Genomic DNA, 26,878 nt, shown 5'->3' with positions numbered 1-26,878 from the left:
ACGGACGCGAGTGGCAAGAGCCAACTTTTGCTTGAGACCTTTGCCTCGGGATATCAGACCTTTGCCCTACAATCGCCGGCCGGTCTTGGCGTTCGAACAGATGAGCAGACGCGGCAAAGCGGAAAGGCCATCCTCGCCGAGCTTCTCGAAGGAGTTCGGCTGCGAAAATGCGAACAGCGTCAGACGGAAGGCTCCCCGAACACCAGTGATACATTCCCTCCGGCATGGCGCTCGAGGCGGCCGGCGAGGTCGAGTTCCAGCAGCACCATGAACACCTGGGCCGGGTGCAGGCGGGTGTGGCGGATGATCTCGTCGACCGCCACTGGCGTTGGGCCGAGCGCCTCGATGACGCGGGCGCGGTCGCTTTCGCCGGGCGGTGGTGTGGCCGAGAAGTCGGGCGGCTCTTCGAACGGCGGCACGTCGGGCGCCCGCATGCCGGTCAGCGGAGCGATTGCCCGCGAAACGTCCGCTGCGTCGGTGACCAGGGTGGCGCCATCCTTGAGCAGGCCATTGGTGCCGGCGGCGCGTGGATCGAGCGGCGAGCCCGGCACGGCGAAGACCAGCCGGCCCATTTCGCCCGCAAGCCTGGCGCTGATCAGCGAGCCCGAGCGTTGCGCTGCCTCGACCACCACCAGCCCAAGGACCGCACCCGCGACAAGGCGGTTGCGGCGCGGGAAATCCTGGGCGCGCGGCTGCCAGCCGAAAGGCATTTCCGAGATGATGGCGCCGCGCTCGGCAATCTCGTCGCACAGGCCGGCATTTTCAGGCGGGTAAGGCAGGTCGAGACCGCCAGCCAGGACGCCGATCGTGCCGGTCGCCAGGCTGCCCTGATGCGCCGCCGTGTCGATGCCGCGCGCAAGGCCGGAGACGATTGCGTAGCCGTCGCGGCCGAGGTCGGCCGCCAGCATGCGTGCCATCTTGATGCCGGCCAGGGACGCGTTGCGTGCCCCAACGATGGCGACACCCGGCAGCCGAAAAACAGCTGCGTTGCCCTTTACCGCCAGCAACGGCGGCGGATGGTCCATGTTGCGCAATAGGGGTGGGTAATCTGCTTCACCGATCCCGACAAAGCGGGCGCCGGCCTTTCCGGCTAATTCCAGTTCGGCCTCGGCTTCGGCAATGGAAGGGATGCGAGCGATCCGGATGGCGCCGCCTGAAATCATCAGTTCCGGCAGTATCTCCAGAGCCGCCTCGGCCGAACCGAAACGGTTGATGAGGTCGCGAAACGATGCGGGGCCGACATTCTGGGTGCGGATCAGCCGCAGCCAGCTCAGCCGCTGCCGGTCGCTGAGACGCGGCCCTGCGGCCGGCCCACTCACCACGGCGGCAGGCTCGCTCACCCCTTGGCTCCGATCTTTCCCTCGGTGCCGGCAAGCAGGCGCGAAATGTTTTCCCGGTGCTTGATGAAAACGATGATGCTCATCACCACGAACAAGGCCGCATTCTGCGGTGTGCTCAGGACATAGAGGCCGATCGGCACGATGACCGCCGCCGTCAGCGCCGCCAGCGAGGAATAACGGAACAGAAATGCCATCACCAGCCAGGCGACGGCAAAGATCAGCGCCACCTGCCAGGCAAGGCCGATCAGCACGCCGAGATAGGTGGCGACGCCCTTGCCGCCCTTGAAACCGAGCCAGACCGGGAAGAGATGACCGAGAAAGGCGCCGAGACCGGCCCAGATCGCCAGGTCAGGCGCGAAATGGCCTGCTATCAGCACGGCGACCGTGCCCTTCAGCGCGTCAAGCAGCAGCGTCGCGGCGGCAAGGGCCTTGTTGCCGGTGCGCAGAACATTGGTGGCGCCGATATTGCCGGAGCCGATCTTGCGCACATCGCCAAGGCCGGCCGCGCGCGTCAGCAGGAGCCCGAACGGAATCGAGCCAAGCAGATAGCCGAACACGAGCGCTGGGATGAGGCTGTAAGTCATTGTTTCCCCCGCATTTCCCCAGTTCGGCCGGATCAGGCGCGATGCGCCGTGGCCGGCTCAGACGGAGAACACTGTGCGGCCCGCAACCAGCGTTTGCAAGACCTTGCCTTGCAGTCGCGCGCCTTCGAAACAGGTGTTTTTCGAGCGCGAACGAATGCCGCTTTCGCTGACGATCCAGGGTTCGTCGAGGTCGACAAGCGCAAGATCGGCGACAGCGCCCGGCTTCAGCGTGCCGCCGGGCAGGCCGAACAGTTTTGCGGGAGCGGTGGACAGGGTCTCGATCAGCCGCAGCAACGGCACATCGCCATTGTGGTAGAGCCGCAGTGCGGCGCCCAGCAGCGTCTCCAACCCTATGGCGCCGGCCGCCGCATCGGCGAAGGGCAGGCGCTTGGTGTCGACATCCTGCGGATCGTGCGAGGAGACGATGATGTCGATCGTGCCGTCCCTGACCGCTTCGATCATTGCCAGACGGTCTTCCTCGGCGCGCAAAGGTGGCGTCAGGCGGAAGAAGGTGCGGTATTCGCCGACATCGTTTTCATTCAGCGACAGATTGTGGATCGCCACGCCTGACGTCACCGTCGCCCCGTCGGCTTTCGCACGTGTGACGGCGTTTGCCGCCATCGCCGTCGAGATCTTTGCTGCATGGTACGAACCACGCGTCAGCCGCGCCAGGGCCAGATCGCGTTCCAGCGGGATGGATTCGGCTTCGCGCGGAATGCCGGAGAGGCCGAGCCAGCTGGCGTAGAGGCCTTCATTCATCACGCCGGATGAACCCAGGTCCGCATCCTGCGTCTCATGCACGATGGTGGCGCCGAAGTCGCGCGCATAGGTCAGCGCGCGGCGCATCACCAGCGCGCTCGATATGGTGTGGCGGCCATCGGTAAAGGCGACCGCGCCGGCTTCGCGCAGCAGGCCGAACTCGGTCATTTCGCGCCCGTCGAGGCCCTTGGTGATCGCCGCGGCCGGAAAGACGTTGACGATGGCCGTGTCCTTGGCCGTGCGCAGCACGAATTCAACCAGCGCCACATTGTCGATCACCGGATCGGTGTCGGGCATCATGACGATGGAGGTGACGCCGCCGGCCGCCGCCGCGACACTTGCCGACGCGATAGTCTCGCGATGCTCGCCGCCCGGTTCACCGATGAAGACCCGGCCGTCGATCAGGCCTGGAATGATCGCCTTGCCGGCGCAGTCGATAACGGTTGCGCCCTCGGGCGCGCCCTGGTTCAGCGCCGCCTTGCCGGCGGCAAGGATCTTGCGGCCGTCGACGATGACGGCGCCGACTTCGTCGATGCCGCGCGACGGGTCGATGATGCGGGCGCGCTCAAAGACCGTTATGCTCATGCGCCGCGGCCCTCATGATTGCGGCGCGGGTCAAGAAGCGCTTCCATGACGGCCATGCGCACGGCAACGCCCATCTCGACCTGTTCCTGGATGACGCTCTGCGGACCGTCGGCGATTTCCGAGGCGATCTCGACGCCGCGGTTCATCGGCCCGGGGTGCATCACCAGCGCATCGCCCTTGGCCGCCTTCAGTTTTTCCGCATCGAGGCCGAAATAGCGGAAATACTCGCGCACCGAAGGCACGAACGCGCCTTCCATGCGCTCGCGCTGCAGGCGCAGCATCATCACCACATCGGCGTCCTTGAGGCCCTCGGCCATCGAGCGGGTGACGATGACGCCCATCTTCTCGATGCCGGTGGGCAGAAGCGTCGACGGTGCGACGACGCGCACCTGCGCGCCGAGCGCGTTGAGCAGCATGATGTTGGAACGTGCCACGCGCGAATGCAGGATGTCGCCGCAGATTGCCACGATGAGCTTCGACAGCGGGCCCTTGGCGCGACGAATGGTCAGCGCATCGAGCAGCGCCTGTGTCGGGTGTTCATGCGCGCCGTCGCCGGCATTGACGACGGAGCAGCCGACCTTCTGCGCCAGAAGCGCGGCCGCACCGGCCGATTGGTGACGGATGATCAAGATGTCGGGCCGCATCGCATTCAGCGTCATCGCCGTATCGATGAGCGTTTCGCCCTTCTTCACCGAAGAGCTTGCCACCGACATGTTCATCACATCGGCGCCGAGCCGCTTTCCGGCCAACTCGAACGACGACTGCGTGCGCGTCGAGGCTTCATAAAAGAGGTTGATCTGTGTGCGGCCGCGCAGCGTCGAGGTTTTCTTCTCGGACTGCCGCGAGATCGCGACCGCCCGGTCCGCCCTGTCGAGCAACAGCTCGATATCGGCGGGGGAAAGGTCGCGGATGCCCAGAAGATGGCGATGAGGATAGGGGGACGAAGCGTCGGTCATCTCAAGGCGCTGCTATAGGGTGGAGACTTTGCGGCTGCAAGCGCCAGCTTTGCATTGCAGCCGTTCTCCTCAATTTTTTCGTATAGATGGCCGATTGTATCGGCCGGTATTTTCATCGCGCGCGCTGCATGGCTTGGCTATATCTAGCCGACAGCCTCGGATTCGTGGCTTTCTGACGATAGAAGGATTGGGCGTGACCGACGACGTGACGAACCAGCCGCCGCCGCTGACGGGCGGCAACGCCTGGCGGGGCGATCCGTTGCTGATCCAGCTCGCGGAGCGTTTTTCCGATCCGGTGCGCAAAGATCTCGACGGTCTCGGCCGCTTCGTGCTGACGCAGGAGGCGCAGGAACTGGCGCGCCTCGCCAATGTCGAGACGCCGAAGCTCAGGACGCATGATCGCCAGGGACGGCGCATCGACGTGGTCGAGTTCCATCCCGCCTATCACGCCTTGATGCGCCGCGCTGTGGCCAACGGGCTGCATTCCTCGGTGTGGGAGAACGGCGACACCGAGATCGGCCGCCGCCATCAAGTCCGTGCCGCCCGGTTTTATCTGACGGCGGAGCTCGAGACCGGGCATCTGTGCCCCATCACCATGACCAACGCTTCGCTGGCGGCCTTGATGGCCAGCCCAAAACTGTTTCGCGAATGGGCGCCGCGCGTGACGACGCGCAAATACGACCAGAGCCAGAAACCGCCGGTCGAGAAGACCGGGCTGACGCTCGGCATGGGCATGACCGAGAAGCAGGGCGGCACCGATGTGCGCGCCAATGTGACGAGGGCGGAACGCGCCGGCAGCGGTTTTTATCGTCTGACGGGGCACAAATGGTTCATGTCGGCGCCGATGTCGGATGCGTTCCTGGTGCTGGCGCAGGCGCCGGAGGGGCTGTCGTGCTTCCTCGTGCCGCGCGTTCTCGGTGATGGTTCGGGCAACGGCTTCCGCTTTCAGCGACTGAAGGACAAGCTCGGCAACCGTTCCAACGCCTCCTCCGAAGTCGAATTCGTCAATGCCATCGGCGAGATGGTCGGCGAACCCGGTGCCGGTGTGAAGACGATCATGGACATGGTCACCCTGACCCGGCTCGATTGTGCCATCGCCTCGTCGGCGATCATGCGCGCGGGCCTCGCCGAGGCCGTTCACCACGCCCGCCATCGCCAGGTATTCGGTTCGACGCTGATCGAGCAGCCGTTGATGCAGCGCGTTCTGGCCGACATGGCGCTCGACGTCGCCGCCGCCACCGCGCTGTCGTTCCGGTTGGCGCGCTCCTTCGACGAGGCGGCCAGCGATCGCGGCGAGGCGGCGTTTGCCCGGGCCATGACGCCGGTCGTCAAATACTGGGTCTGCAAGATCGCGCCCCCGCTGCTCTATGAGGCGATGGAGTGCCTAGGCGGCAACGGCTACGTCGAGGAGGCGCCACTCGCCCGCTACTATCGCGAGGCCCCGGTCAACGCGATCTGGGAAGGCTCGGGCAATGTCATGGCGCTTGATGTGCTGCGCGTGCTCGGCCGTGCGCCCGGCCTGTTCGAGGATGTGCTGGCCGGCATCGACCGTGATCTCGGCGCCGGCGGACGCGGCACGATCGGCGTTCTGAAGGCGGCGATGCAGGTTGCTTCAACCGACGAAGGTTCGGCCCGGCTGCTGACCGAGCAGCTGGCACTGTCGGCTGCGGCGGCGGAATTGCGCCGTTTGGGGGCCGGGCGGATCGCCGACGCTTTCGTCGAGACGCGTTTGGCCGGCCAATGGCGCAACACCTATGGCATGGTCGACTCGCGCCACGATGCACGCATGATCATCGACACGCTCTATCCGCCGGTGAACTGAGCGGCGAGCATCGCAAAAACCGGCGCCATCCACAGTTTTGACGCGTTGGCGGACATACTCACGCGTATGGCTGATCGCCGTTAACCTTAACAAATGGTTTCCGTTGCGATGGCGGACGGCAAGGCCCACTGTCCCGGCGCGAGCAGGGAATGGTTCAGATTGGCCGTCTCTTGCTTTGCGAAGCAGGAACACCGATGCGACAGGTACTGACCTCTTTTCTGGCCTTGCACTGGGCGATTGTTTTCGCCCTGCTTGCGCTCATCTGCATCGACGGAAACCGGGGTGTGGCGGCGGCGCTCGGCGTGCTGGGCACCACAATCGAGGGTACCCGCTTCGTCGACCTCGACAATTTCGTTGTCGTGGCGCCGCTCGCCACCGCATTGCTTGTCGTCGCGGTTCTGTTTTTCTGGGCCTTTGTCGAAGCCCTGGTCAACGACGCGACCAGTCCCGGCGCCGACAGCGTCGCCCGCATCGCCTTCATCTGCGCGTCCGGCATGTTGTCGCTGATCGTCATCGGAGGTGCTGCGCAAGGCATCAACGGGCTGTTCATGGCGGTTGCCGTGCAGCTGACGGCACTTCTGGCGTCCTATGTCGCCATGCTTGCCGAGCGGCGGTCCGTGGTTGCGGCAGCGGCTTCCGGCGAAAGCGAGATCCATGCCGTCGCGCATGACATGGCAAAAGCCGCGGCTCACAATTCGCTGCTCTCACTCATATCAGGCCGAACGGTCTCCAAGACCGGCTCCAATCACAGGGGAGGCCGCTGATGCGTTACATCTTCGGGTTCTGGGCGGCGCCGATGGCGATTTTCTGGGGCTGGTTCTATCTGTCGGCCAATGATCTCAATTTCGGCTACACGATGCTCAGCCGACAGATGCACGACTTCTTCTTCCAGCTCTATGGTCAGATGCTCGGCATCGATCCGGCGATCATTCCCGGCATGGTGGCGAAGACGTGCGTCTTCGACGGGTTGCTGCTGATGGCGCTTTGGGCTTTCCGCCGTCGCCGCGAAATCGCCGGCTGGGTCAAACAGCGCTGGGCGGGTCCGGTTCCGTTCGAGCGGATGCGTGGAGCGACTGAAGCCGGTCCAAAACTCCCTGCAGAATAAACGCGGCTGCCGCCGAATCGATCTTGCCGGCGCGCTTGCGGCGCGAGAAATCCATCTCGATCAGCGTCCTTTCGGCCGCGACCGTCGATAGTCTTTCATCCCAGAGCACGAAGGGCAGGTCGCTCATCTGGGCCATGTTGCGAACGAAGGCGCGCGATTTCTGCGCACGCGGACCTTCCGAACCGTCCATATTGATCGGCAGCCCAATCACCACCGCGCCGGCATTCTCCTTCCGCAGCAAGGCGAGCAGCACCGCCGCATCGAGCGAGAATTTCCTTCGCATGATGACCGGGCGCGGATGGGCGAAGGAAAATCTCTGGTCCGAGACCGCGACGCCGATCGTCTTGTCGCCGAGGTCAAGTCCCGCCAGCGTCTTGCCGCCGGTCAGCCGCGCCGGCAATTCCTCGATCGTGATAATGCCCACCGGCCGTCCTTCGCATTTCACCACCACGTGTTTTGTCAAACGCGTGGTGGACACAGTAACCCTTTGATCTCGGGGCCGTCGGCGTTCTATCCTTTGGCAAGATAAAAATCGAGGAATGCATTCATGAAACTGACCTGGTACGGCCACTCGGCCTTTCGCATCGAGACCGCTGATGCCAAGATCCTCATCGATCCTTATCTGATCGGCAATCCGTCCTGGAAGGGCGGCTGGGAGGGACCGGCGGAGGGAATCACGCATGTACTGCTGACGCATGGCCACAGCGACCACATCAGCGGCGCGCTGGAAGTGCTTGGCAAAAGCGGCGCCCAGCTAGTCGCCAATTTCGAGATCTGCATGTACCTGGTCGGCAAGGGCGCCAGCGACAAGAAGATCAACCCGGGCAACATCGGCGGCACAGTCGATTGCGGCAGCTTCACCACCACTTTCGTCCAGGCGCTGCATTCATCTTCATTTCCCGGCGATGGCGGCCAGAACACCTATCTCGGCAATCCCGGCGGCCTCGTCCTGCATTTCCCGGAAGACAAGACGCTCTACCACATGGGCGACACCGACATCTTTTCCGACATGGCGCTGATCAACGAGCTGCACGAGCCGAAGATCGGCCTGGTGCCGATCGGCGACCGCTTCACCATGGGCGGCGCGGTGGCCGCACTTGCCTGCCGGCGCTTCTTCAAGTTCGACACCGTGGTTCCCTGTCACTTCGGCACCTTTCCGATGATCGACCCGACCGCCGACAAGTTCGAGGCCGGCCTGGAAGGATCCGGCATCAAGGTGGCTTTGCCCAAGATTGGCGAGACGATTACGATTTAGAAGCAGCCAAAATGGAATAAAACCATGGCTTTGAGGCAATCTTTTTGCGTTTCCATACTGGTCGCGGCGTCGCCCGCGCTCGCCGCGGATGATTTCATCGAAGGCGTCTACCTTCAGTCCGAGGAGCTTTGCAAACAGGCCAAGAAGGACACGCTGCAAACGCTGATCGACGCCGGCAACATCGTGCTTTCGGCATACGGCCTGCAAAGCGTCGAATACAATTGCGAGTTTCTGCAGATCAGCAAGGCGACGGCTTCGCCGAGCTGGGCGGTGACGGCCATCTGCCAGGAACCGGGTTATGTCTTTCCCGACGTTCTCTCGGTGACGCAAATGAACGCGAAGCAGATCGATCTCGTGTCGGTTCGGCCCGTCGACGACGAAAGCGAAGCAAGCGGCAACAGCGGCAGCTACTATCTGTGCGAAGGCGTTGCCCTGCCATAGACGTATTCTGAAAGCCGATGAGCGGGCCGTCGGCACAGCCTGGTCTCTCGCACGATGCATGTTGCGCAGCGCGCGCGGCGCCGCTATAGCCCGAACTGGTTTTCCCCGAGGCAAAAACATGTCCGTAGATCTTCAGACAGTGAAGCGCGTCGCGCATCTCGCCCGCATCGCGGTGAGCGAAGAGGATGCCGAACGGATGACCGGCGAGCTGAACGCCATTCTGGGCTTCGTCGAGCAGCTGAACGAGGTCGATGTTTCCGGTGTCGAGCCAATGACCTCGGTGACGCCGATGGACATGAAGAAGCGCAGCGATGTCGTCACCGACGGCGGCAAGGCGGCCGACATCGTCGTCAACGCGCCGGCGACCGAAGAGAATTTCTTCCTCGTGCCGAAGGTCGTGGAGTAAGTCCGCCGATGGCAATCGAGATCGCCATTGAGACGCCGCTCCAGGACGACCTGCGCGGGCTGGTCACCGAACTCAACGAGACCTTGCTCGAACTGACGCCGCCGGAGCATTGCTACCATTTGACGGTTGAGCAGATGGCCGGTGAGGACACGACGGTTTTCATCGCCCGAGATAAAGGCCTGGCCATTGGCTGCGGCGCGCTGAAGCGTCATGACGGCGCCATTGGCGAGGTCAAGCGCATGTATATCAGGCCGTCGCATCGCGGCCAGAAGATCGGCGCGAAAATCGTCGAGCGGGTCGAGGCGCTGGCGCGCAACGAGGGACTGAAGCGACTGGTGCTGGAGACGGGCGATCGTCATCCCGCGGCGTGGACAGTCTACGAACGCGCCGGGTTTTCGCGTTGCGGCCCGGTGCTGGATTATCCCGATTCTGTGTGGTCGGTGTTTTACGAAAAGAGCCTTTGATGAGCGACCTGACCCAGCTGACGATTTCACAGGCCCGCGCCAAGCTGCGCGGCAAGGAAATCACCGCGACCGAGATCACCGAGGCCTATCTCGGCGCCATCGAGCGCGCCAATCCGGCGCTCAATGCCTATGTCGCCGTGACCGGCGACAAGGCGCGCGACATGGCCAAGGCGTCCGACGCCAGGTTGGTCAAGGGCGAGGGCGGTGCGCTGGAAGGCATTCCGTTGGGGATCAAGGACCTGTTCGGCACCGAAGGCGTCCACACGCAGGCTTGCAGCCATGTGCTCGACGGGTTCAAGCCGCGCTACGAGTCGACCGTTACGTCAAATCTGTGGGCCGACGGCGCCGTTATGCTCGGCAAGCTCAACATGGACGAGTTCGCCATGGGTTCGTCCAACGAAACGTCCTACTATGGTCCGGTCATCAATCCGTGGCGGCGCTCGCGCCTCGATACTGCGGTGATGCCGACGACGCATCAGGGCGACGGCGGCTTCGTCTCGGCCGGCGGCACGAGGACCGTGCGCAGCCTGGACAATGCGCAGTTGGTGCCGGGTGGCTCTTCTGGCGGGTCGGCCACGGCAGTCTCCGCCTTCCTGTGCGCCGGCGCGACCGCGACGGATACTGGCGGCTCGATCCGCCAGCCGGCCGCCTTCACCGGGACGGTCGGCATCAAGCCGACCTATGGCCGCTGCTCGCGCTGGGGTATCGTCGCGTTCGCCTCGTCGCTCGATCAGGCCGGCCCGATCGCGCGCGACGTACGCGATGCCGCGATCCTGTTGCAGTCGATGGCCTCGGTCGATCCGAAGGACACGACGTCGGTCGACCGGCCGGTGCCGGACTATGAGGCCGCGATCGGCAAGCCGATCAAGGGCATGAAGGTCGGCATTCCCAGGGAATACCGCGTCGACGGCATGCCCGAAGAGATCGAGGCGCTGTGGCAGAAGGGCATTGCCTGGCTGAAGGACGCCGGCGCCGAGATTGTCGACATTTCCCTCCCGCACACCAAATACGCGCTGCCCGCCTATTACATCGTGGCGCCCGCCGAGGCTTCGTCCAACCTCGCCCGCTATGATGGCGTCCGCTACGGCTTGCGCGTGCCGGGCAAGGATATCGTCGACATGTATGAGAAGACCCGCGCCGCCGGTTTCGGCCGCGAGGTCAAGCGCCGCATCATGATCGGCACCTATGTGCTGTCGGCCGGCTACTACGACGCCTACTATCTGCAGGCGCAGAAGGTGCGCAATCTGATCAAGCGCGATTTCGAGACTGTCTTCGCCGCCGGCGTCGATGTCATCCTGACCCCGGCAACGCCGTCCGCCGCCTTCGGCGTCGCCGATGAGGACATGGCTGCCGATCCGGTCAAGATGTACCTCAACGACATCTTCACCGTCACGGTGAACATGGCCGGCCTGCCGGGCATCGCCGTACCCGCCGGGCTCGACGCCAAGGGCCTGCCGCTCGGGCTGCAACTGATCGGCCGGCCGTTCGACGAGGAAACCCTGTTCCAGACCGCCGCCGTCATCGAGCAGGCCGCAGGCACGTTCCAGCCGGAGAAGTGGTGGTAGGGACGTCGCTCGTCTAGCGGATGCCCTGAAAGTCGGAATCGATTTTCGGAAGGATGCTGCGCAAAATCAAAGTGTTAGCGTCCTTTGAGCGCCCACGCCCGCGCGGCGCTGCAATGGGGTGAGCGATGTTCTTCTACCTGTCCAAGATATTCTGGTTCTTCATCCAGCCGCTGAACCTGGCGATCTTCCTGCTGCTGGCGGGATTGCTCGCGGCCATGATAGGGCGCCGGCGGCTGGCGGCCACCGGCAGCGTTCTGGCATTTCTGGTCCTTGCGTTGTCGGCGTGGACGTCGCTCGGCGCCATGATGCTCAATCCGCTGGAAGAGCGCTTCGCGCGCCCGCCGCTGCCGGCAAAGGTCGACGGCATCGTCGTGCTCGGCGGCGGCTTTGAGGGCGCCATCAATCTGGCGCGCGGCGGCTATGAGTTGAACAGCAGCGGCGATCGGATGGTCGAGACCGCAGTTCTGGCCCGGCGCTTTCCCACCGCCAAGGTGGTCGTCTCCGGCGGCACCGGCGCGTTGTTTCTCGATGGCGAGGGCGATGCCGCAACCGCGCCGCGCCTGCTCACCGCGCTTGGCGTGGCCGCCGATCGTCTGATCCTGGAGAACAAATCCCGCAACACCTATGAGAACGCGGTCTTCACCAAGGAGTTGGTCACGCCGAAGCCCGGCGAGACCTGGCTGCTCGTGACCTCAGCCTTCCATATGCCGCGCGCCAAGGCGCTGTTCGACAAGGCTGGCTTCGCCACCGTTCCCTGGCCGGTCGACTATCGCACCTCGGGCAAAGAAGGCATCGGGCTGTTCCGCGATAATCCGGCCGACTCACTGCAGGCCACCACCATGGCCATCCGCGAATGGATCGGGCTTTTTGCCTATTGGCTGTCTGGCCGGATCGATCAGCCTTTTCCAGGCGGCTGACCGATCACCGCCTGCCTGGCGGCCGAGAAGAACTGGCGCCGCACCAGAACGGCCAGCAGCAACAGCGTCGACAACACGAACACCATGGGGTCGACGAACCAGCCGAGATAACCGATCGAGAAGAACACCCCGCGCAGGCCGGAGTTGAAGTGCTTTCCGGCCAGCATGTTCATTTGCGCCGCACGCCACACCGCCGTTTCGGTGACCGGATTGCGTGAGGCTTCGCCATGCGGGATCGGCACGGCGCCGATCAGGATCGTGCAATAGTTGAACAGCCGGTACGCCCAGCCGAATTTGAAGAACGAAAACGCCAGGATCAGCACCAGTCCGAACACCTTTATCTGAAAAGCCGCGCGCGACGGCGCGTCACCCAGGGGCAGGTCGCTGAGCACTTCAAGAACCCGGTCGGACGCGCCGAGCAAGGCAAAGCAGCCGCCGATCGCGATCAGCGAGCTGGAGGCGAAGAAGGCGGTGCCTTGCTGCAGCCCGCTCATAATGGCGGTGTCGACGATGCGGATCTCGCGCTCGGCCATGGTCCGCATCCAGGCTTGCCGCTGTGCATTCATCGCCGTCGTCAGCGACATGCGGCTGACCAGCTTGCCGTCGGAGGCGAACGTGTGCAGCAGCCACGCGACGAGGAAGAAGGCCAGCGCCGCGAGATCGGCTGTCGAAAGATCGAGGGAATCGCCCATGGACTGAATTTATCACATTCAGCGCAATCGCTTCGATGTCCGCATACAGCGATCGTACCAATGTCGCTGCCGGAGCAAACAAGGTCGGCGGGTGCAGCGCCGCGATTTCCAAAAGAGCGGAAACATCGTGGGAATTCCTATATGTAGTCCTCGACCTGACTCCAGGAGACAACGCCGCGTGTTCCTTTCGGTTTTCGACCTGTTCAAGATCGGCATAGGACCCTCGAGTTCGCACACGATGGGGCCGATGACCGCCGCTGCGCGGTTTCTCGACGAGGTCGCGGGAAATGACTGGCCGCGTCCGGCGGGCGTCAAGGTTGACCGGCTTGGCGCGAGCCTGCACGGGTCACTCGCCTACACCGGCATTGGCCACGGCAGTGATCGCGCCGTCATGCTCGGCCTTGCCGGTCTGACGCCGCAGACGGTTGATCCCGATCAGGCGGATGGCATTGCCGGCCGCATCACCGCCGAAAAGCGCATTTCGCCTCCCGGTCACCCCTCCTATCGCTTCGATCCGGCCACCGATCTGGTGCTGGACCGCAAGACGCAGCTCACCGGGCACGCCAACGGCATGGCGTTCTACGCTTATGATGCCGGCGACCGCCTGCTGCTCAAACGCATCTATTATTCGATCGGCGGCGGCTTCGTGGTTTCGGAAGAAGAACTGCAGCGGATGAAGGCCAAGGGGTCAGTGACGACAGAAGGCAAGAAAGTGCCTTATCCATTCAAGAATGCGGTCGAGATGCTGGCCATGGCCGGCAAAAGCGGTCTTTCCATCGCCGACATGAAACGCGTCAACGAGGAGACGCAGATGACGCGCGAGGAGCTCGACGCCGGCCTCGACGGAATCTGGAGCGCCATGAAGGGCTGCATCGACCGTGGCCTGTCGCAGGATGGCATCATGCCGGGCGGGCTGAAGGTGCGCCGCCGGGCGCGCCGGCTGCACGACAAGCTGCAGGAAGAATGGCAGCAGAACCGGCCCAATCCCTTGCTCGCCAACGACTGGCTGTCGATCTACGCCATGGCGGTGAACGAGGAAAATGCCGCCGGCGGCCGCGTCGTCACCGCGCCGACCAATGGCGCTGCCGGCACGCTGCCGGCGGTGCTGCGCTACTGGCTGCATTTCCATCCCGAGGCGGACCAGCCGAGCATTCGTGATTTCCTGCTGACGGCTGCCGCCGTTGGCGGCATCATCAAGACCAACGCATCGATCTCGGGCGCCGAGGTCGGCTGCCAGGGTGAGGTAGGCTCCGCGTCGGCGATGGCCGCAGCGGGCCTGTGCGCCGTCATGGGCGGCACGCCCGAGCAGGTCGAGAATGCCGCCGAGATCGCGCTCGAACATCATCTCGGCATGACCTGCGATCCGGTCGGCGGGCTGGTGCAGGTGCCGTGCATCGAACGCAATGCGCTGGGCGCGGTCAAGGCGGTGACCGCAGCGTCACTGGCCATCAAGGGCGACGGCATCCATTTCGTACCGCTCGATGCGGCGATCGAGACCATGCGCCAGACCGGCCTCGACATGAACGAGAAGTACAAGGAAACCAGCCTTGGCGGGCTTGCAGTCAACGTCGTGGAGTGCTGAAGGCTGGCCTAAACCGCCACTGTGGAGAAGTCGATCCGGTCGTTGACGCGTTCGCGTGCGGGACTAACCTTAAGCGATGTCTCTCAATCTCATAAAACTCTGTGTCGGCTGCGACAGCGTCGAGGATCTCGAAGAGTGGATCGCCTTCCGCCTCGACGAGCGGCGGCGCGCCGGTGAGCCGGTCGAGCAGTATCACACCACCCGCATGATGCCGACGCGCGGCGCCGAGGTTACCGATGGCGGTTCGCTCTATTGGGTGATCAAGGGCAATGTGCAGTGCCGCCAGTTGATCACCGAAATCCGGCCGTTCACCGACAGTGAAGGCATAGGCCGTTGCCATCTGATACTCGACCCCGAGGTTGTACGCACCGACTGGCAGCCGCGCCGGGCTTTTCAGGGCTGGCGCTACCTGAAACCGGCGGACGCGCCGCTCGATCTGGGTAAGGGCAAGGCCGGATTGATCGAGATGCCGCCGAAACTCAGGCGCGAGCTGGCCGATCTCGGTCTGCTCTGACCCAGGTGGCATCACCGCCTGGCCCTTTGCACCGCCCGATGTGGGGCTTGCAAGCGATGTGGCAACGCCACATCTTGTTTTTCATGAGTGATAAGAAGCAGCCTGTGCCAGCGAGGACCAGTCCTGCGCCGGTCAAGCCTCAATCCAACGCCGGCGAGATCGACGCCTTCATTCGTCAGGCGAGGACACTTGCCGCGTCGGCGACCGGTTCGGGCAGGCTGATCCTTGCCCTCGACGCGACGATGAGCCGCCAGCCGACCTGGGATCTGGCCTGCACGCTGCAGGGCCAGATGTTCGACGCAGTCGGCAAGGCCGGAACCCTCAGCGTGCAACTGGTTTATTTTCGCGGCCTCGGCGAGTGCCGTTCGTCGGCTTTCGTGAGCGACACCAATGCCTTGAAGCAGCTGATGACGCGGATCGAATGCCGCAGCGGCCACACCCAGATCGGAAAGGTCCTGACGCATGCGCTGAAACAGACGGCGGCCGCCAAGGTCAATGCGCTGGTCTACATCGGCGACGCGATGGAAGAGAATATCGACGATCTGGCCGAAAAGGCCGGCAGCCTCGGCCTTCATGGCGTTCCTGTCTTCGTGTTTCAGGAAGGCTATGATTCCGGCGCGGAAAAGGCGTTCAAAGAGATTGCGCGGCTTTCCAAGGGGGCTTGGTTTCGATTTGATCGGCGGGCTGCCGCGACCTTGGCAGGGCTGCTTTCGGCCGTCGCCGTGTATGCGACCGGCGGGTTGAAGGCGCTCGAAGCCAGGGGCAGGCCGGAAGACCGGCTGATGATCGAGCATCTGCGGGGCGGCGGAAAATAATGGGCGCAATCATCGCTTTTGTAGCGTTGCTTCTGCTGCTTCTCGGCGCGGTGACGATCTTTCTGCGTGCCGAGCCGGCGAAACTGGCGAGCACGCTGCGAACGCTCGGGCCGGCTCTTCTGGCAGTCGTCGGCGTCGCCGTGCTTGTGGTCGGCCGTGAAGGCATCGGCGGCATGATTCTCACCGGGGCAATTGCCTGGTATGGTTCCATGCGAATGAAAGGCCAGCCGGCCGGCCTTGCCCCGGGCAAACGCTCGACGGTGCGCACGGCGGCATTGGAAATGGAGCTCGATCACGATACCGGCGGCCTCGAAGGACTGGTCCTGGCTGGCCGCCACGAAGGCAAGATGCTTGGCGCGATGGGGCTGGCGGAATTGCAACACCTCTACCGCGAACTCTCCAGCGACCCGGAGAGCCGACAGCTGCTAGAGACGTATCTTGACGGCAGATTTCCCGTCTGGCGCAAAAACGCTGAGACGAACGGTGGCGAAGGGCTGGGTGTTGCGCCAGGTCCGGGCGCCATGACTAAGGAGGAGGCCTACAAGGTCCTTGGTCTTGAAGCGGGGGCCGCCGCGGCGGATGTCCGCAAGGCGCACCGCCGCCTGATGCAGCGCCTGCACCCCGATGTCGGCGGCACGTCTTTCCTGGCGGCGCGGATTAACGAAGCCAAGGACGTCTTGCTCTCCAATCACAACTAGTCTCCTTCGACGCAGAATTTTTCCGGGAGATGGCTTGCACGCCGTCCTACTGCTGGACGGCGTAGCACTCGATGTTCTTCTTCTTCAAAGCGGTACAGGCCTTCCAGGCGGCGGTCTTCGAACCGAAACCACCGAAGCGGGCGCGGTAATAGGTGACGCCATCCTTGTCGAAGGCGACAGTGAAACCGGAAGCGTCCGCCAGCACCTTGGGCGCCTGCTTGGTGGTCTTGTCGAGAAAGGCCTGGGCCTCGGACTGCTTGGGCGACGAGGCGACCTGAATGGCCCAGCCCGACGGCACCGACGCGGTGTTGACCGGGTCGACAGCCGCCGGCGTCGGCTCGGCATAGGCCGCTACCACCTGGGCCGTCGCGACCTGGGGGGCTGAAACGATGACGGTCTTGACCTTTCTGGTCTTGACGACGGGAGCTGCTTCCTCGGCCTGCGCGGTGTCGTCTTCGGCGACCGTGGCGTCCTCGGCAACGATGGCATCGTCCTGCGCTATGACAGGCTTGTCGTCCGGTGTCGGAGCGTCATGCTTGGGCAGAAGAACCTTGGCGAGGGCGGTGATCGGGTTGTTGCCACCGGCCTTGGCGACCAGATCGCCACCGCCGCGAGTCGATGCCCTCGGCAGATAGGTGTTGATCAGGTTGGCCATCTGATTGTCACGGCTGCCGCCCGAGGTGCCGCCCATGACCACGCCGACGATGCGGCGATTGCCATCGGAAACCGACGAGACGAGGTTGAAGCCGGAGGCGCGGGTGTAGCCCGTCTTGATGCCGTCCACACCCTTGATGCGTCCGAGCAGGCGGTTGTGGCCGTTGATGCGCTTGCGTCCGTAGAGAAAGGAGCGCTGCGAGAAATAGCCGTAATACTGCGGAAAATGCTCGCGCAGCGCGATGCCGAGCGTCGCCATGTCGCGCGCGGTGGTGAACTGGCCGGGGTCGGGCAGGCCATTGGCGTTTCTAAATACGGTGCCGTTCATGCCCAGCGCACGCGCCTTGGCGGTCATCATGCGGGCAAAAGTGGTTTCATTGCCGCCGAGCATTTCGCCGAGCGCGGTCGCCGAGTCATTCGCCGACTTGGTGACGATCGACAGGATCGCGGTCTCGACCGTGACGGAACCGCCCGGCTTCACGCCAAGTTTCGTCGGCGCCTCGGCGGAGGCCTTGGCCGAAAACACCACTGGCGTGTTCCTGCTGATCTTGCCCTTCGCCATCGCTTCGAAGGTCAGATACAGCGTCATCATCTTGGTCAGCGAAGCCGGATAGCGCCTGGCGTTGGCATCGGCGGAGTAAAGCACCTTGCCGGTCTTGGCATCCACGACGATGGCCGCCTGCCTGGCCGCCAGCGACGAGGCAACGTCGCCAAAAACGAATGTCATCGCCAAGGCGACGATCATCATCGTTTTGAGAGGGGAGGTGGATTTGGAAACGATGCCCAACAACGCCTTACGCACTGGTACTTCCCTTGGATTTCTTCGTTGCGTTGGAGGCGGCAAAGGGTCCTGCCTCGCTTCCGGTCAAGCTACCGGCGCAGCGTTACCAATCCGTTTATGGTAACCGCCGCGTTCACCATTTTCTTCGGGCTTGAGGTTCTCTTTATTCGATTTTTAGCCATTGGCTGCGCAGGCGGGTCCGCAAGCCCGCGAAATCTTGACTTTTGTGCGGCGCACAATATATTATCTTGCATTGCACAAGGGCGCCCCGAAGAAGGACGCTTCAACCGTCAAGGGAATCGTGAAATGACCCAGACCTATGAGGACTTCAGCAAATACGGCAAAGAGTTCGCCGACACCGGATTGAAGAGCTTCGCGTCGCTGTCCAAGGGCGCGCAGGCGATTGCCACCGAAGCTGGTGAATACACCAAGAAGAGTTTTGAAACCGGCAGCGCCACTGTGGAGAAGCTGTTTTCAGCCAAGTCGCTGGAAAAGGCGATCGAGATCCAGTCGGACTACGCCAAGCAGTCTTATGAGGCGTTCGTCGCCGAGGCCACCAAGATCGGCGATCTCTATGCCGAACTCGCCAAGGAAGCTTACAAGCCATTCGAATCGATCGTTGCCAAGGCAAAGTAATTTTGCCCGGGCGAACTGATTTCGCCTGACGTGACCCCAGATTCAGCCTTTGAACCGAGAAAAAGCCCGGCCACGGAAACGCGGCCGGGCTTTTTTCGTGTCAATTTCCGTTCCAGAGCCTCGCGCCCCTTCACGATTGCGAAAATCGTCCAAGTTGGTGACCTAGCCATATTGTCAGCTAACCAGAAGGGCTTAAAATCGTACATCGAACACCTACATGTCGAACTCGCATGGGGAATCGAAAGAGGCAGGAATACGTGACTTCAGGTTTGACTGCCACGAGACGAGTGGTGCGAATGCAAGACGGCGACGGTAACGGCAATGGGGCCGGCCGTGGGACGGCCGTCATCACGCGCACCAAAACCAAGACCAAGAAGCCCAGCCTTTATCGGGTCCTCATCCTCAACGACGACTACACTCCGATGGAGTTCGTGGTTCACGTGCTGGAGCGTTTTTTCCAGAAGGATCGCGAAGCCGCCACACGCATCATGCTTCATGTTCACAATCATGGAGTGGGCGAGTGCGGGGTCTATACATTCGAGGTGGCCGAGACCAAAGTGTCCCAGGTCATGGATTTCGCCCGACAGAATCAGCATCCGCTGCAATGCGTGATGGAGAAGAAGTGAGGTAACATGCCGGCTTTCTCCCAAGGCCTGGAAAAGGCGCTTCACCAGGCGCTGACGCTCGCCAATGAGCGGCACCATGAATATGCAACCCTAGAACATCTGCTGCTCGCGCTCATCGACGACACCGAGGCGGCCGCCGTCATGCGCGCCTGCAATGTCGATCTCGATGAGCTCAAGCACACGGTTCTCACCTATATCGACACCGAGCTGGACAACCTCGTCACCGGTTACGACGAGGACTCCAAGCCGACCGCCGGTTTCCAGCGCGTCATCCAGCGCGCGGTGATCCATGTGCAGTCGTCCGGCCGCGAGGAAGTGTCGGGCGCCAACGTGCTCGTCGCCATTTTCGCCGAGCGCGAGAGCCATGCCGCCTATTTCCTGCAGGAACAGCAGATGACCCGCTACGACGCGGTCAACTACATCTCGCACGGCATTGCCAAGCGTCCGGGCGCGTCGGAGACACGCTCGCCGCGCGGTGCCGATGACGAGCAGGGCGGCCAGAACGGCGCCGAGCCGCAAGAGGAAGGCGGCAAGAAGAAGCAGCAGCAGGACGCGCTGACGGCTTATTGCGTCAATCTCAACAACAAGGCCAAGGCCGGCAAGATCGATCCGCTGATCGGCCGCGAATCCGAGATCAACCGCACCATCCAGGTGCTGTGCCGCCGCTCCAAGAACAACCCGCTCTATGTCGGCGACCCCGGCGTCGGCAAGACGGCGATCGCCGAGGGTCTGGCCAAGCGCATCGTCGAGGGCGACGTTCCCGAAGTGCTGCACAACGCCACCATCTTCGCGCTCGACATGGGCACGCTGCTCGCCGGCACGCGCTATCGCGGCGATTTCGAGGAACGGCTGAAGCAGGTCGTCAAGGAGCTCGAGGACTATCCTGGCGCCGTGCTGTTCATCGACGAGATCCACACGGTCATCGGGGCAGGGGCTACTTCAGGCGGCGCCATGGATGCGTCCAACCTGTTGAAGCCGGCGCTGTCGTCGGGTGCGATCCGCTGCATCGGCTCGACCACCTACAAGGAATTCCGCCAGTTCTTCGAGAAGGACCGTGCCCTGGTGCGGCGCTTCCAGAAGATCGACGTCAACGAGCCGACCATCGAGGACGCCATCGAGATCATGAAGGGCCTCAAGCCCTATTATGAGGAGTTCCACAAGGTGAAGTTCACCAACGAGGCGATCAAGGCCTCGGTGGAGCTGTCGGCACGCTACATCAACGACCGCAAGCTGCCGGATAAAGCGATCGACGTGATCGACGAGACCGGCGCCTCGCAGATGCTGGTGCCGGAAGCCAAGCGCAAGAAGACCATCGGCATCAAGGAGATCGAGGCGACGATCGCCACCATGGCCCGCATCCCGCCGAAGACGGTTTCGGCCGATGACGAGAAGGTGCTGCAGGGCCTCGATATCGAGCTGAAGCGCGTCGTCTATGGCCAGGACACTGCGATCACCGCGCTGACCTCGGCGATCAAGCTGGCACGTGCCGGCCTGCGCGAACCGGAGAAGCCGATCGGCTCCTACCTGTTCTCCGGCCCGACCGGCGTCGGCAAGACCGAAGTGGCCAAGCAGTTGGCCGCCTCGCTCGGCGTCGAGCTGATCCGCTTCGACATGTCGGAATATATGGAACGCCACACCGTCTCGCGGCTGATCGGCGCGCCTCCGGGCTATGTCGGCTTCGACCAGGGCGGTCTTCTGACGGACGGCGTCGACCAGCATCCGCATTGCGTGCTGTTGCTCGACGAGGTCGAGAAGGCGCATCCGGACCTGTTCAACATCCTGTTGCAGGTGATGGACCACGGCAAACTGACCGACCATAACGGCAAGCAGATCGACTTCCGCAATGTGATCCTGATCATGACCACCAATGCGGGCGCGTCGGATGCGCAGCGCGCGGCGATCGGCTTCGGCTCGACCAAGCGCGAAGGCGACGATGTCGAGGCGATCAACCGGTTGTTCACGCCGGAGTTCCGCAACCGGCTCGATGCGATCATCCCGTTCGGCTCGCTGCCGGTGCCGGTCATCCATCAGGTGGTGCAGAAGTTCGTCATGCAGTTGGAGGCCCAGCTCTCAGAGCGTGGCGTCACCTTCGACCTGTCGGCGGATGCGATCGCCTGGCTCGCCGACAAGGGCTATGATGAGCGCATGGGAGCGCGGCCGCTTGGCCGCGTGATCCAGGAGCACATCAAGAAGCCGTTGGCCGATGAGGTGCTGTTCGGCAAGCTCAAGAAGGGCGGCACGGTGCGCGTCACCGTCGAGAAGAAGGAAACCGGCGAGACCGGCCTGAAGCTCGAATCGCTGGCCGACGAGGCGCCGGTGAAGCCGAAGAAGGAAGAGCCTGAAGAAACGCCGAAGCCAAGAAAGGCCGTAGCGAAGAAGCCGGCGGCCAAGAAGCTGGTGGCGCAGAAGCCCGAAGCCAAGGGCAAGGACGGCGGCAAGCGCAGTCTCGTCCCGCAACTGCCCAGAAAGAACTGACCTTGAGGAAAGTCGAAAAGCCCCGGAAACGGGGCTTTTTTCGTTTGCAAGGAGGAGGGGCATGAGCGGCCAGATCATCATCCTGAACGGTGCGCCGCGATCGGGAAAAACAAGCATCGCCAGAGCTGTTCAGGAGCGCTTCGATGGCGTCTGGATCAATCTCGGCGTCGACGTTTACGAGCAGGCTACGCCGGCACGCTATCGGCCCGGGATAGGATTGCGGCCCGGTGGCGAGCGTCCGGACCTTGAGGCCCTCGTGCCCGGACTATACGCCGCGCTCTACGAATCGATCGCCGCCCACAGCCGGCTGGGGCTGAATGTCGTGGCGGATATCGGCCATCACGACGCCTATTCGAGACCACTTCACATTGTGGCCGATTGCGCGCGCCGGCTTGTAGGTCTGCCGGTGCTGTTTGTCGGTGTTCGCTGCCCGCTGGAAATCATCATGGAAAGGCGTGCCGCCAGCGCGGCGGACAAGAGATATGTGACCGGCTCATCAGACGATCCGGTGCCGTTGCCCGTGCGCCTGTGGCAGGAGGAGGTCCACCGCCCAGGCGTGTACGATCTGGAAGTCGATACCTCGCTCCTGAGCCCGAAGCAGTGCGCGGATACGATCGCAGAGCAGCTTCGGCAAGCACCGTATCCAACAACGTTTCAGAAACTATCCAACCCATCCAGCGCGGCCCTTGAGCCGTTTTGACCGGCATGGCCGCCGCAGGCGGGTTCGTCCAGATCGGCGAATTTACAGCCTGCAAACGGCCGGCGATTGCATCGTGGAGCTCTCGATTTCAGCGGCCATGCGGTCCGGCGCGAAACGGGTCAGCAAATATCCGCACACCTTCCAGATCGCGATCATCAGGAATGCACCCGCATAGCCATCCAAGGCATAGTGCCAGCCAAGCACGACGGAACCGACCATAATGACGCCGGCGAATAACCACATCACAAGACCGGCCAGCCGAGACCGCCGTGTTGCATAGAGGGCGAACAGCACCGCCATCGCAACGTGCAGGGATGGGAAGGCGGATATGCCGACGCTGCCGGTAGTTGCGCCGGTATAGCCACTCCACAGCATATCCTGCGTGCTGAGCGCCCAGATCGGATAGACGCGATCGGCAACGGCAAGTGCTTGCATGAGGGGGTGAAAGTCGTTGCCGAACCCCAATCGCTCGTAAAAGCAGGGGCCAGCCGACGACAGGCCCATCGCGAGGAAGAAGCCACCCAGCGTCCACACCGTCATGAAGCTCATCAGGAACTGGTGACGCAGCTTCGTATCCTTGCGTGTGATGCACACGGTGAAAACCGCGGTGATGAGCACGACGAACCAGAAATTGTACGCGATGTTGATGATCTTCAATGCAAGCGGCGACTGGACGACAAACCACAACCATTCGTGCGGGGCTCGACCGAAATGCAGGATGCGATCGGCGTGAGCCAATGCTTTGTCCCATGCGAACGGAGAGAGGATTGCAATGGCTCCCTTCAACACACCGATCGCGGATATGAAGGCAAGACCCGCACCCAGGCCATTCAGGCTGTTGGCAATGCGTTCGGCATCGCCAAAGAATCTACCCAGTGACTTGAGGAAGGTGTGCAGCGGTTCGGTTTCCCGCTGGACCAGCGCAAGGTGGAAAAGCGTCCCAAGTGCAAGGGCTGAGCCGCAAATCCAGAAGGCGATGAAAAGATACTCGGCGTATTCCGCCAGAACGCCGAAATCCGGCATGTTTCCAGTGTGCCACCCGACTGCGCTTGCCAGAAGCAGCGCAGCGGTAGCCATAGCGTGCAGCAGCCGGTGTCGCCAAAAGGCATCCGCCAAGATGCCAGGAAAAGCACGTCCGACAATAGCCCCCGTCAGTGGGGCCGATGCCGCAACCGAATGTTCCATGGTTTTGAAGCCCAGCTCGCCACGCCGTTACCATTTTACCGTGAGACGGTTCAATATTTCCTAATCAGACGATTAGAGTTGCAAACGGTTGAGTCCCGGCGCCGGCACGCCCGGGCACTAGACCGTCTTCTGGGCTGAACGGCGCTTGTCAGTTCGATATTCCCGACCCGGTCCGCCACATCGGCTGACCTCGCGTTTCTCAATTTTCGAATGCAGTCCGGATCTTTTCGGCATTTTCGGTCAGCACCTCCGGCTTCTCCATTCCTCCCGTGTGCGGCTTCAGCGGGATGCCGTCGAAGCGCGGAATGACATGTACGTGCAGATGATAGACGGTTTGCCCCGATGCCGGCTCATTGAACTGCATGATGGTGACGCCGTCGGCGCCAAAGGCCTTTTTCACCGCCAGCGCCACTTTCTGAACGACGCTCAAGAGATGGCCGAAAATTGACGGGTCGGCGTCGAGCAGGTTGCGCGACGGCGCTTTCGGCACCACCAGCGTGTGGCCCGGCCCCTGCGGCATCACATCCATGAAGGCGATGACAGCGTCATCCTCGTAGACGCGGTGCGAGGGAATTTCGCCGCGCAGGATCTTGGCGAAGATGTTGTCGGTATCGTAGGCGGCCTCGGTCATGGCGAACGCTCCGGATTGTGCCTTTCGTGTAGCGAAACGGTGGAAAATCGGCAAGACGATCGGACGAAGTCGGCCCTGCTCGTCAAGGCAGCCCTGTTGCTACTCCTCCAGATCCTTGCGGAACGGGGTGTGCTCTTCCAGATATTCGCTCATCCGCTCCACCTCGTGGCGTTCGCGCCTGAGGTAGTCGGCGACGGCGTTGCGCAGGCCGGGGTGCGCAATGTAGTGCGCGGAATGCATGATCACCGGCCGGTAGCCGCGCGCCAGCTTGTGCTCGCCCTGCGCGCCTGCCTCGACAACCTTCAGCTTGCGTTCGATGGCGAAGTCGATCGCCTGGTGATAGCAGACCTCGAAATGCAGGAAAGGATGGTCCTCGATGCAGCCCCAGTTGCGGCCATAGAGTGCGTCCGAACCGATGAAATTGATGGCGCCGGCGATATAGCGGCCATTGCGCCTGGCCATCACCAGCAGGATGTCGTCGGCCATGCGTTCGCCGATCAGCGAGAAGAATTGACGGTTGAGATAGGGCCGGCCCCATTTGCGGCTGCCGGTGTCCATGTAGAAGGCGAAGAAATCGTCCCAGGCCTTCTCCGTGAGGTCCTTGCCGGTCAGCCGATCGATCGAAATGCCTGGGGCAAGCGCTTCACGCCTTTCCTTCTTCATCGCCTTTCGCTTGCGCGAGGCAAGGGTGGCGAGGAAGTCGTCATAGGTCGAAAAACCTTCGTTGAAGAAATGGAATTGCTGGTCGGTGCGGTGCAGGAAGCCTGCCGCTTCCAGCACTTCCACATCGCTCTCTTGCGCGAAGGTGACATGCGCGGAAGAGACGCCGAGTTTTTGCGTCACCGCCTTCAGGCCCGCCGCGAGACCGGCCTTCACTTTGGCGCTGTCCTCGCCCTTGCTGACCAGCAGGCGAGGGCCGGTGACCGGGGAGAACGGCACGGCACTTTGCAGTTTGGGATAGTAACGGCCGCCGGCGCGCTCGAAGGCATCCGACCAGCCATGATCGAACACATATTCGCCCTGGCTGTGCGATTTGAGATAACAGGGCACCGCGCCCAGCAATCTGCCTTGCCCGTCCTCCAGCCTGAGGTGATGGCCCTGCCAGCCGGTGCGCCGCACGGCGCATCCAGAATCTTCGAGTGCGCTTAGAAAAGCGAAGGAAACCAAAGGATTGTAACTGGTTTCTGAATTTCCGCGTGCAGTTCCGGCAAAGCCGTTCCATTCATCACAGGTGAAGGCGCCGATGCCGGCGGCGACGCGGATCGAATAGTCCGCATTGGCCGTTTGTCCGTCACCCTCGTCGCCCTGATCCATGAGGCTTATTTAAGCTCCGTCCGGCCTGGTACAAGTCACGTTTCAGACACTCAGGCGACTTTGACCAGATCGGGCTCGAACCCCTCGAACGTCATCTGGTCGGCATATCTGAAGGTCAGGTCGACCGCCGGCTGGTCGTGCACCGTCCAGGTGATAACAGGCATTTTCAGCCTTTCGCGCACGAAGCTGACGAATGGGTTCGGCAGGTCGCCGGCCGCGTAGGAGGTGAAGGCGATGTCGTGCGCCAGCATGGCGAAATGCGCCTCGATCAGCCCGACGTCCTTGCCGTAGGCGGTGAGACCCCCGGGGATACCCGGCGCGTCTTTCGGAAAATCGCGGACCAGCCAGTGGTCGAACGACATGATCGCCGCCTTGCCCTTGTAGCGCTTGAGCATCTTGCCGACGCTTGCCACCAGGCCTTCGTCATAGCCGGGCGTGCCTTTCAACTCGACCACCAATGGCACGCGGCCGTTCACCAGGTCGAGCGCTTCCTGCAGCGTCGGCACATGGTCCGCCGTGCCACCGACCCTTAGCGCCGCGAGTTCTGCTGCGGTGCGCTGCCAGACGAAACCATCCTGGCCGGTCAGGCGCTTGAGATCTCCGTCATGGATGATGACAGGAACGCGGTCGGACGACAGGTGGACGTCGCATTCGATGGCATAGCCGCGTTCGGCGGCCGCAGCGAAGGCTGACAGCGTGTTTTCCCAGCGCGTCTTGTTCATGTCGTGGAAGCCGCGATGGGCGACGGGCCGGGCGGTCAGCCAGGATAGGTCGGTCATATCTGTCCCCTGGCTCATTCGATTTCGAAGACGGCTTCGATTTCCACTGCGGCATTAAGCGGCAGGCAGGCGGTGCCGACGGCGGAGCGCGCATGCTTGCCACGCTCGCCAAGGGCCGCCACCAGGAAATCGGAGGCGCCGTTGGCAACCAGATGCTGCTCGACGAACTCAGGTGTCGAGGCGACGAAAACGGTGATCTTCACCAGACGGCTAATCTTCTCGAGGTCGCCGAGTGCTGCCTTGGCCTGCGCCAGGATGTTGATCGCGCAGTATTTTGCCGCATCCTTGCCACCTGCGGTATCGAGATCGCGACCTAACAGCCCGCTCGCCTGCAGCTTGCCGTCCTTGAGCGGCAATTGCCCGGCGGTGAACAGCAGATTGCCGGTCCGGCAATAGGGCACGTAGTTGGCGGCGGGCGCGGCGGCGACGGGAAGCGTCACACCCAGATCGCTTAGCCGCTTTTCGATTGTTTCACTCATGGTATTTCCCTATTGCTTGGTGACGCCGCGCCGGCCGGGCCGAAATTGCTATTTTTGCCTCGCTTCCGCCACGACTTTTTTTAAGCTGGACCATCTTTCCCTGCGGCCTGCCATCAGT

29 protein-coding genes are annotated in these 26,878 nt (G+C 62.7%); 17 read left to right on the top strand and 12 right to left on the bottom strand.

What is annotated here, in order from left to right; all coding sequences use genetic code 11:
- Positions 1-179 precede the first annotated feature (179 nt).
- Genes dprA through NP945_RS11680 form a run of 4 tightly spaced genes read right to left on the bottom strand, consistent with a single transcriptional unit; the run spans position 180 to position 4,224 of the window.
- The gene (dprA, locus tag NP945_RS11695) at positions 180-1,319 is read right to left on the bottom strand and encodes a DNA-processing protein DprA (protein WP_256746472.1); all 1,140 of its coding nucleotides are present in this window, start codon (positions 1,317-1,319) and stop codon (positions 180-182) included.
- 17 nt (positions 1,320-1,336) lie between these two features.
- Positions 1,337-1,924 (bottom strand): glycerol-3-phosphate 1-O-acyltransferase PlsY, encoded by a 588-nt coding sequence (plsY, locus tag NP945_RS11690; RefSeq protein WP_256746420.1) that lies wholly within the window; start codon positions 1,922-1,924, stop codon positions 1,337-1,339.
- Positions 1,925-1,981: 57 nt separating this feature from the next.
- Complete coding sequence (locus NP945_RS11685) at positions 1,982-3,268, bottom strand: dihydroorotase (protein WP_256746419.1); 1,287 nt, start codon at positions 3,266-3,268, stop codon at positions 1,982-1,984.
- Positions 3,265-4,224, bottom strand: a complete 960-nt coding sequence (locus NP945_RS11680; RefSeq protein WP_127327334.1) for an aspartate carbamoyltransferase catalytic subunit — start codon at positions 4,222-4,224, stop codon at positions 3,265-3,267. The genes NP945_RS11685 and NP945_RS11680 overlap by 4 nt, the downstream gene beginning before the upstream one ends.
- A gap of 193 nt (positions 4,225-4,417) precedes the next feature.
- On the opposite strand from NP945_RS11680, the gene NP945_RS11675 reads away from it, so the two are divergent.
- The 3 genes from NP945_RS11675 to NP945_RS11665 all read left to right on the top strand — a co-directional run bounded on the left by NP945_RS11675 (position 4,418) and on the right by NP945_RS11665 (position 7,151).
- Positions 4,418-6,046 carry a DNA alkylation response protein gene (locus tag NP945_RS11675; protein WP_256746418.1) on the top strand — a complete coding sequence of 543 codons (1,629 nt, stop codon included), beginning with the start codon at positions 4,418-4,420 and terminating at the stop codon, positions 6,044-6,046.
- Between the two features lie 194 nt (positions 6,047-6,240).
- A complete protein-coding gene (locus tag NP945_RS11670) occupies positions 6,241-6,810 on the top strand; it encodes a hypothetical protein (RefSeq protein ID WP_128363085.1) in 570 nt (189 codons plus the stop codon).
- Positions 6,810-7,151, top strand: coding sequence for a DUF6105 family protein (locus tag NP945_RS11665; protein WP_128308139.1), 342 nt, complete (start codon positions 6,810-6,812; stop codon positions 7,149-7,151). Before NP945_RS11670 ends, NP945_RS11665 begins: the two co-directional genes overlap by 1 nt.
- On the opposite strand, the gene ruvX is transcribed toward NP945_RS11665, so the two are convergent.
- A complete protein-coding gene (gene ruvX, locus NP945_RS11660; RefSeq protein WP_023812961.1) occupies positions 7,069-7,575 on the bottom strand; it encodes a Holliday junction resolvase RuvX in 507 nt (168 codons plus the stop codon). The two genes, NP945_RS11665 and ruvX, sit on opposite strands and share 83 nt — an antisense overlap.
- A 123-nt stretch (positions 7,576-7,698) precedes the next feature.
- Between ruvX and NP945_RS11655 the strand changes: the two genes are divergently transcribed.
- The 6 genes from NP945_RS11655 (at position 7,699) to NP945_RS11630 (ending at position 12,199) form a co-directional block, all read left to right on the top strand.
- Complete coding sequence (locus NP945_RS11655; RefSeq protein WP_128308141.1) at positions 7,699-8,406, top strand: metal-dependent hydrolase; 708 nt, start codon at positions 7,699-7,701, stop codon at positions 8,404-8,406.
- Between the two features lie 24 nt (positions 8,407-8,430).
- Positions 8,431-8,847, top strand: coding sequence for a hypothetical protein (locus NP945_RS11650; RefSeq protein ID WP_127321156.1), 417 nt, complete (start codon positions 8,431-8,433; stop codon positions 8,845-8,847).
- 118 nt (positions 8,848-8,965) lie between these two features.
- Entirely contained in the window at positions 8,966-9,253 is a 288-nt protein-coding gene (gene gatC / locus NP945_RS11645; RefSeq protein WP_127272494.1) for an Asp-tRNA(Asn)/Glu-tRNA(Gln) amidotransferase subunit GatC, read from the top strand.
- Positions 9,254-9,261: 8 nt separating this feature from the next.
- A complete protein-coding gene (locus NP945_RS11640) occupies positions 9,262-9,717 on the top strand; it encodes a GNAT family N-acetyltransferase (RefSeq protein WP_256746417.1) in 456 nt (151 codons plus the stop codon).
- Positions 9,717-11,282 carry an amidase gene (locus NP945_RS11635; protein ID WP_127321155.1) on the top strand — a complete coding sequence of 522 codons (1,566 nt, stop codon included), beginning with the start codon at positions 9,717-9,719 and terminating at the stop codon, positions 11,280-11,282. The genes NP945_RS11640 and NP945_RS11635 overlap by 1 nt, the downstream gene beginning before the upstream one ends.
- A 125-nt stretch (positions 11,283-11,407) precedes the next feature.
- Positions 11,408-12,199, top strand: coding sequence for a YdcF family protein (locus NP945_RS11630; protein WP_023812955.1), 792 nt, complete (start codon positions 11,408-11,410; stop codon positions 12,197-12,199).
- Here NP945_RS11630 and NP945_RS11625 read toward each other — a convergent pair.
- The gene (locus tag NP945_RS11625) at positions 12,178-12,891 is read right to left on the bottom strand and encodes a DUF599 domain-containing protein (RefSeq protein WP_256746416.1); all 714 of its coding nucleotides are present in this window, start codon (positions 12,889-12,891) and stop codon (positions 12,178-12,180) included. The genes NP945_RS11630 and NP945_RS11625 overlap by 22 nt on opposite strands.
- Before the next feature lie 178 nt (positions 12,892-13,069).
- On the opposite strand from NP945_RS11625, the gene NP945_RS11620 reads away from it, so the two are divergent.
- From NP945_RS11620 to NP945_RS11605, 4 genes are all read left to right on the top strand, one after another.
- Positions 13,070-14,473, top strand: a complete 1,404-nt coding sequence (locus NP945_RS11620; protein WP_256746415.1) for an L-serine ammonia-lyase — start codon at positions 13,070-13,072, stop codon at positions 14,471-14,473.
- A gap of 76 nt (positions 14,474-14,549) precedes the next feature.
- The gene (locus tag NP945_RS11615; RefSeq protein ID WP_013531780.1) at positions 14,550-14,987 is read left to right on the top strand and encodes a DUF1489 family protein; all 438 of its coding nucleotides are present in this window, start codon (positions 14,550-14,552) and stop codon (positions 14,985-14,987) included.
- Positions 14,988-15,070: 83 nt separating this feature from the next.
- Complete coding sequence (locus NP945_RS11610; RefSeq protein ID WP_256746414.1) at positions 15,071-15,802, top strand: VWA domain-containing protein; 732 nt, start codon at positions 15,071-15,073, stop codon at positions 15,800-15,802.
- Positions 15,802-16,500: a DnaJ domain-containing protein gene (locus NP945_RS11605; RefSeq protein ID WP_127272505.1), complete on the top strand. Its 699-nt coding sequence runs from the start codon at positions 15,802-15,804 to the stop codon at positions 16,498-16,500. The genes NP945_RS11610 and NP945_RS11605 overlap by 1 nt, the downstream gene beginning before the upstream one ends.
- Positions 16,501-16,546: 46 nt before the next feature.
- Here NP945_RS11605 and NP945_RS11600 read toward each other — a convergent pair whose 3' ends face one another.
- Positions 16,547-17,956: a D-alanyl-D-alanine carboxypeptidase gene (locus NP945_RS11600; protein ID WP_256746413.1), complete on the bottom strand. Its 1,410-nt coding sequence runs from the start codon at positions 17,954-17,956 to the stop codon at positions 16,547-16,549.
- Between the two features lie 285 nt (positions 17,957-18,241).
- On the opposite strand from NP945_RS11600, the gene NP945_RS11595 reads away from it, so the two are divergent.
- The 4 genes from NP945_RS11595 (at position 18,242) to NP945_RS11580 (ending at position 22,372) form a co-directional block, all read left to right on the top strand.
- The gene (locus tag NP945_RS11595) at positions 18,242-18,571 is read left to right on the top strand and encodes a phasin family protein (RefSeq protein WP_013531776.1); all 330 of its coding nucleotides are present in this window, start codon (positions 18,242-18,244) and stop codon (positions 18,569-18,571) included.
- Positions 18,572-18,867: 296 nt separating this feature from the next.
- On the top strand, positions 18,868-19,197 hold the full coding sequence (gene clpS, locus NP945_RS11590; RefSeq protein ID WP_023812950.1) for an ATP-dependent Clp protease adapter ClpS: 330 nt from the start codon (positions 18,868-18,870) through the stop codon (positions 19,195-19,197).
- A gap of 6 nt (positions 19,198-19,203) precedes the next feature.
- On the top strand, positions 19,204-21,672 hold the full coding sequence (gene clpA, locus NP945_RS11585) for an ATP-dependent Clp protease ATP-binding subunit ClpA (RefSeq protein WP_127258970.1): 2,469 nt from the start codon (positions 19,204-19,206) through the stop codon (positions 21,670-21,672).
- 61 nt (positions 21,673-21,733) lie between these two features.
- A complete protein-coding gene (locus NP945_RS11580) occupies positions 21,734-22,372 on the top strand; it encodes a chloramphenicol phosphotransferase CPT family protein (RefSeq protein ID WP_127270999.1) in 639 nt (212 codons plus the stop codon).
- Positions 22,373-22,414: 42 nt separating this feature from the next.
- On the opposite strand, the gene NP945_RS11575 is transcribed toward NP945_RS11580, so the two are convergent.
- The 5 genes from NP945_RS11575 to NP945_RS11555 all read right to left on the bottom strand — a co-directional run bounded on the left by NP945_RS11575 (position 22,415) and on the right by NP945_RS11555 (position 26,760).
- Positions 22,415-23,557 carry a phosphatase PAP2 family protein gene (locus NP945_RS11575; protein ID WP_256746412.1) on the bottom strand — a complete coding sequence of 381 codons (1,143 nt, stop codon included), beginning with the start codon at positions 23,555-23,557 and terminating at the stop codon, positions 22,415-22,417.
- Positions 23,558-23,756: 199 nt separating this feature from the next.
- Entirely contained in the window at positions 23,757-24,188 is a 432-nt protein-coding gene (locus NP945_RS11570; protein WP_256746411.1) for an HIT family protein, read from the bottom strand.
- Positions 24,189-24,287: 99 nt separating this feature from the next.
- Positions 24,288-25,502, bottom strand: coding sequence for a GNAT family N-acetyltransferase (locus NP945_RS11565; protein WP_256746410.1), 1,215 nt, complete (start codon positions 25,500-25,502; stop codon positions 24,288-24,290).
- 50 nt (positions 25,503-25,552) lie between these two features.
- Positions 25,553-26,281, bottom strand: a complete 729-nt coding sequence (locus tag NP945_RS11560) for a glycerophosphodiester phosphodiesterase (RefSeq protein WP_256746409.1) — start codon at positions 26,279-26,281, stop codon at positions 25,553-25,555.
- Between the two features lie 14 nt (positions 26,282-26,295).
- On the bottom strand, positions 26,296-26,760 hold the full coding sequence (locus NP945_RS11555) for a RidA family protein (protein WP_027036670.1): 465 nt from the start codon (positions 26,758-26,760) through the stop codon (positions 26,296-26,298).
- Positions 26,761-26,878: the final 118 nt, after the last annotated feature.

It is taken from the genome of Mesorhizobium sp. LMG17149 (assembly GCF_024518695.1).
Classification (GTDB): Bacteria; Pseudomonadota; Alphaproteobacteria; order Rhizobiales; family Rhizobiaceae; genus Mesorhizobium.
This window is presented reverse-complemented; position numbering and strand designations above follow the sequence as displayed.

Coding starts and splice junctions, on each gene's coding strand:
- plsY (WP_256746420.1), bottom strand. CDS start 1,924: ATGACTTACAGCCTCATCCCAGCGCTCGTGTTCGGCTATCTGCTTGGC.
- NP945_RS11685 (WP_256746419.1), bottom strand. CDS start 3,268: ATGAGCATAACGGTCTTTGAGCGCGCCCGCATCATCGACCCGTCGCGC.
- NP945_RS11680 (WP_127327334.1), bottom strand. CDS start 4,224: ATGACCGACGCTTCGTCCCCCTATCCTCATCGCCATCTTCTGGGCATC.
- NP945_RS11670 (WP_128363085.1), top strand. CDS start 6,241: ATGCGACAGGTACTGACCTCTTTTCTGGCCTTGCACTGGGCGATTGTT.
- NP945_RS11665 (WP_128308139.1), top strand. CDS start 6,810: ATGCGTTACATCTTCGGGTTCTGGGCGGCGCCGATGGCGATTTTCTGG.
- NP945_RS11655 (WP_128308141.1), top strand. CDS start 7,699: ATGAAACTGACCTGGTACGGCCACTCGGCCTTTCGCATCGAGACCGCT.
- NP945_RS11650 (WP_127321156.1), top strand. CDS start 8,431: ATGGCTTTGAGGCAATCTTTTTGCGTTTCCATACTGGTCGCGGCGTCG.
- gatC (WP_127272494.1), top strand. CDS start 8,966: ATGTCCGTAGATCTTCAGACAGTGAAGCGCGTCGCGCATCTCGCCCGC.
- NP945_RS11640 (WP_256746417.1), top strand. CDS start 9,262: ATGGCAATCGAGATCGCCATTGAGACGCCGCTCCAGGACGACCTGCGC.
- NP945_RS11635 (WP_127321155.1), top strand. CDS start 9,717: ATGAGCGACCTGACCCAGCTGACGATTTCACAGGCCCGCGCCAAGCTG.
- NP945_RS11630 (WP_023812955.1), top strand. CDS start 11,408: ATGTTCTTCTACCTGTCCAAGATATTCTGGTTCTTCATCCAGCCGCTG.
- NP945_RS11625 (WP_256746416.1), bottom strand. CDS start 12,891: ATGGGCGATTCCCTCGATCTTTCGACAGCCGATCTCGCGGCGCTGGCC.
- NP945_RS11615 (WP_013531780.1), top strand. CDS start 14,550: ATGTCTCTCAATCTCATAAAACTCTGTGTCGGCTGCGACAGCGTCGAG.
- NP945_RS11610 (WP_256746414.1), top strand. CDS start 15,071: ATGAGTGATAAGAAGCAGCCTGTGCCAGCGAGGACCAGTCCTGCGCCG.
- NP945_RS11605 (WP_127272505.1), top strand. CDS start 15,802: ATGGGCGCAATCATCGCTTTTGTAGCGTTGCTTCTGCTGCTTCTCGGC.
- NP945_RS11595 (WP_013531776.1), top strand. CDS start 18,242: ATGACCCAGACCTATGAGGACTTCAGCAAATACGGCAAAGAGTTCGCC.
- clpS (WP_023812950.1), top strand. CDS start 18,868: ATGCAAGACGGCGACGGTAACGGCAATGGGGCCGGCCGTGGGACGGCC.
- clpA (WP_127258970.1), top strand. CDS start 19,204: ATGCCGGCTTTCTCCCAAGGCCTGGAAAAGGCGCTTCACCAGGCGCTG.
- NP945_RS11580 (WP_127270999.1), top strand. CDS start 21,734: ATGAGCGGCCAGATCATCATCCTGAACGGTGCGCCGCGATCGGGAAAA.
- NP945_RS11575 (WP_256746412.1), bottom strand. CDS start 23,557: ATGGAACATTCGGTTGCGGCATCGGCCCCACTGACGGGGGCTATTGTC.
- NP945_RS11570 (WP_256746411.1), bottom strand. CDS start 24,188: ATGACCGAGGCCGCCTACGATACCGACAACATCTTCGCCAAGATCCTG.
- NP945_RS11565 (WP_256746410.1), bottom strand. CDS start 25,502: ATGGATCAGGGCGACGAGGGTGACGGACAAACGGCCAATGCGGACTAT.
- NP945_RS11560 (WP_256746409.1), bottom strand. CDS start 26,281: ATGACCGACCTATCCTGGCTGACCGCCCGGCCCGTCGCCCATCGCGGC.
- NP945_RS11555 (WP_027036670.1), bottom strand. CDS start 26,760: ATGAGTGAAACAATCGAAAAGCGGCTAAGCGATCTGGGTGTGACGCTT.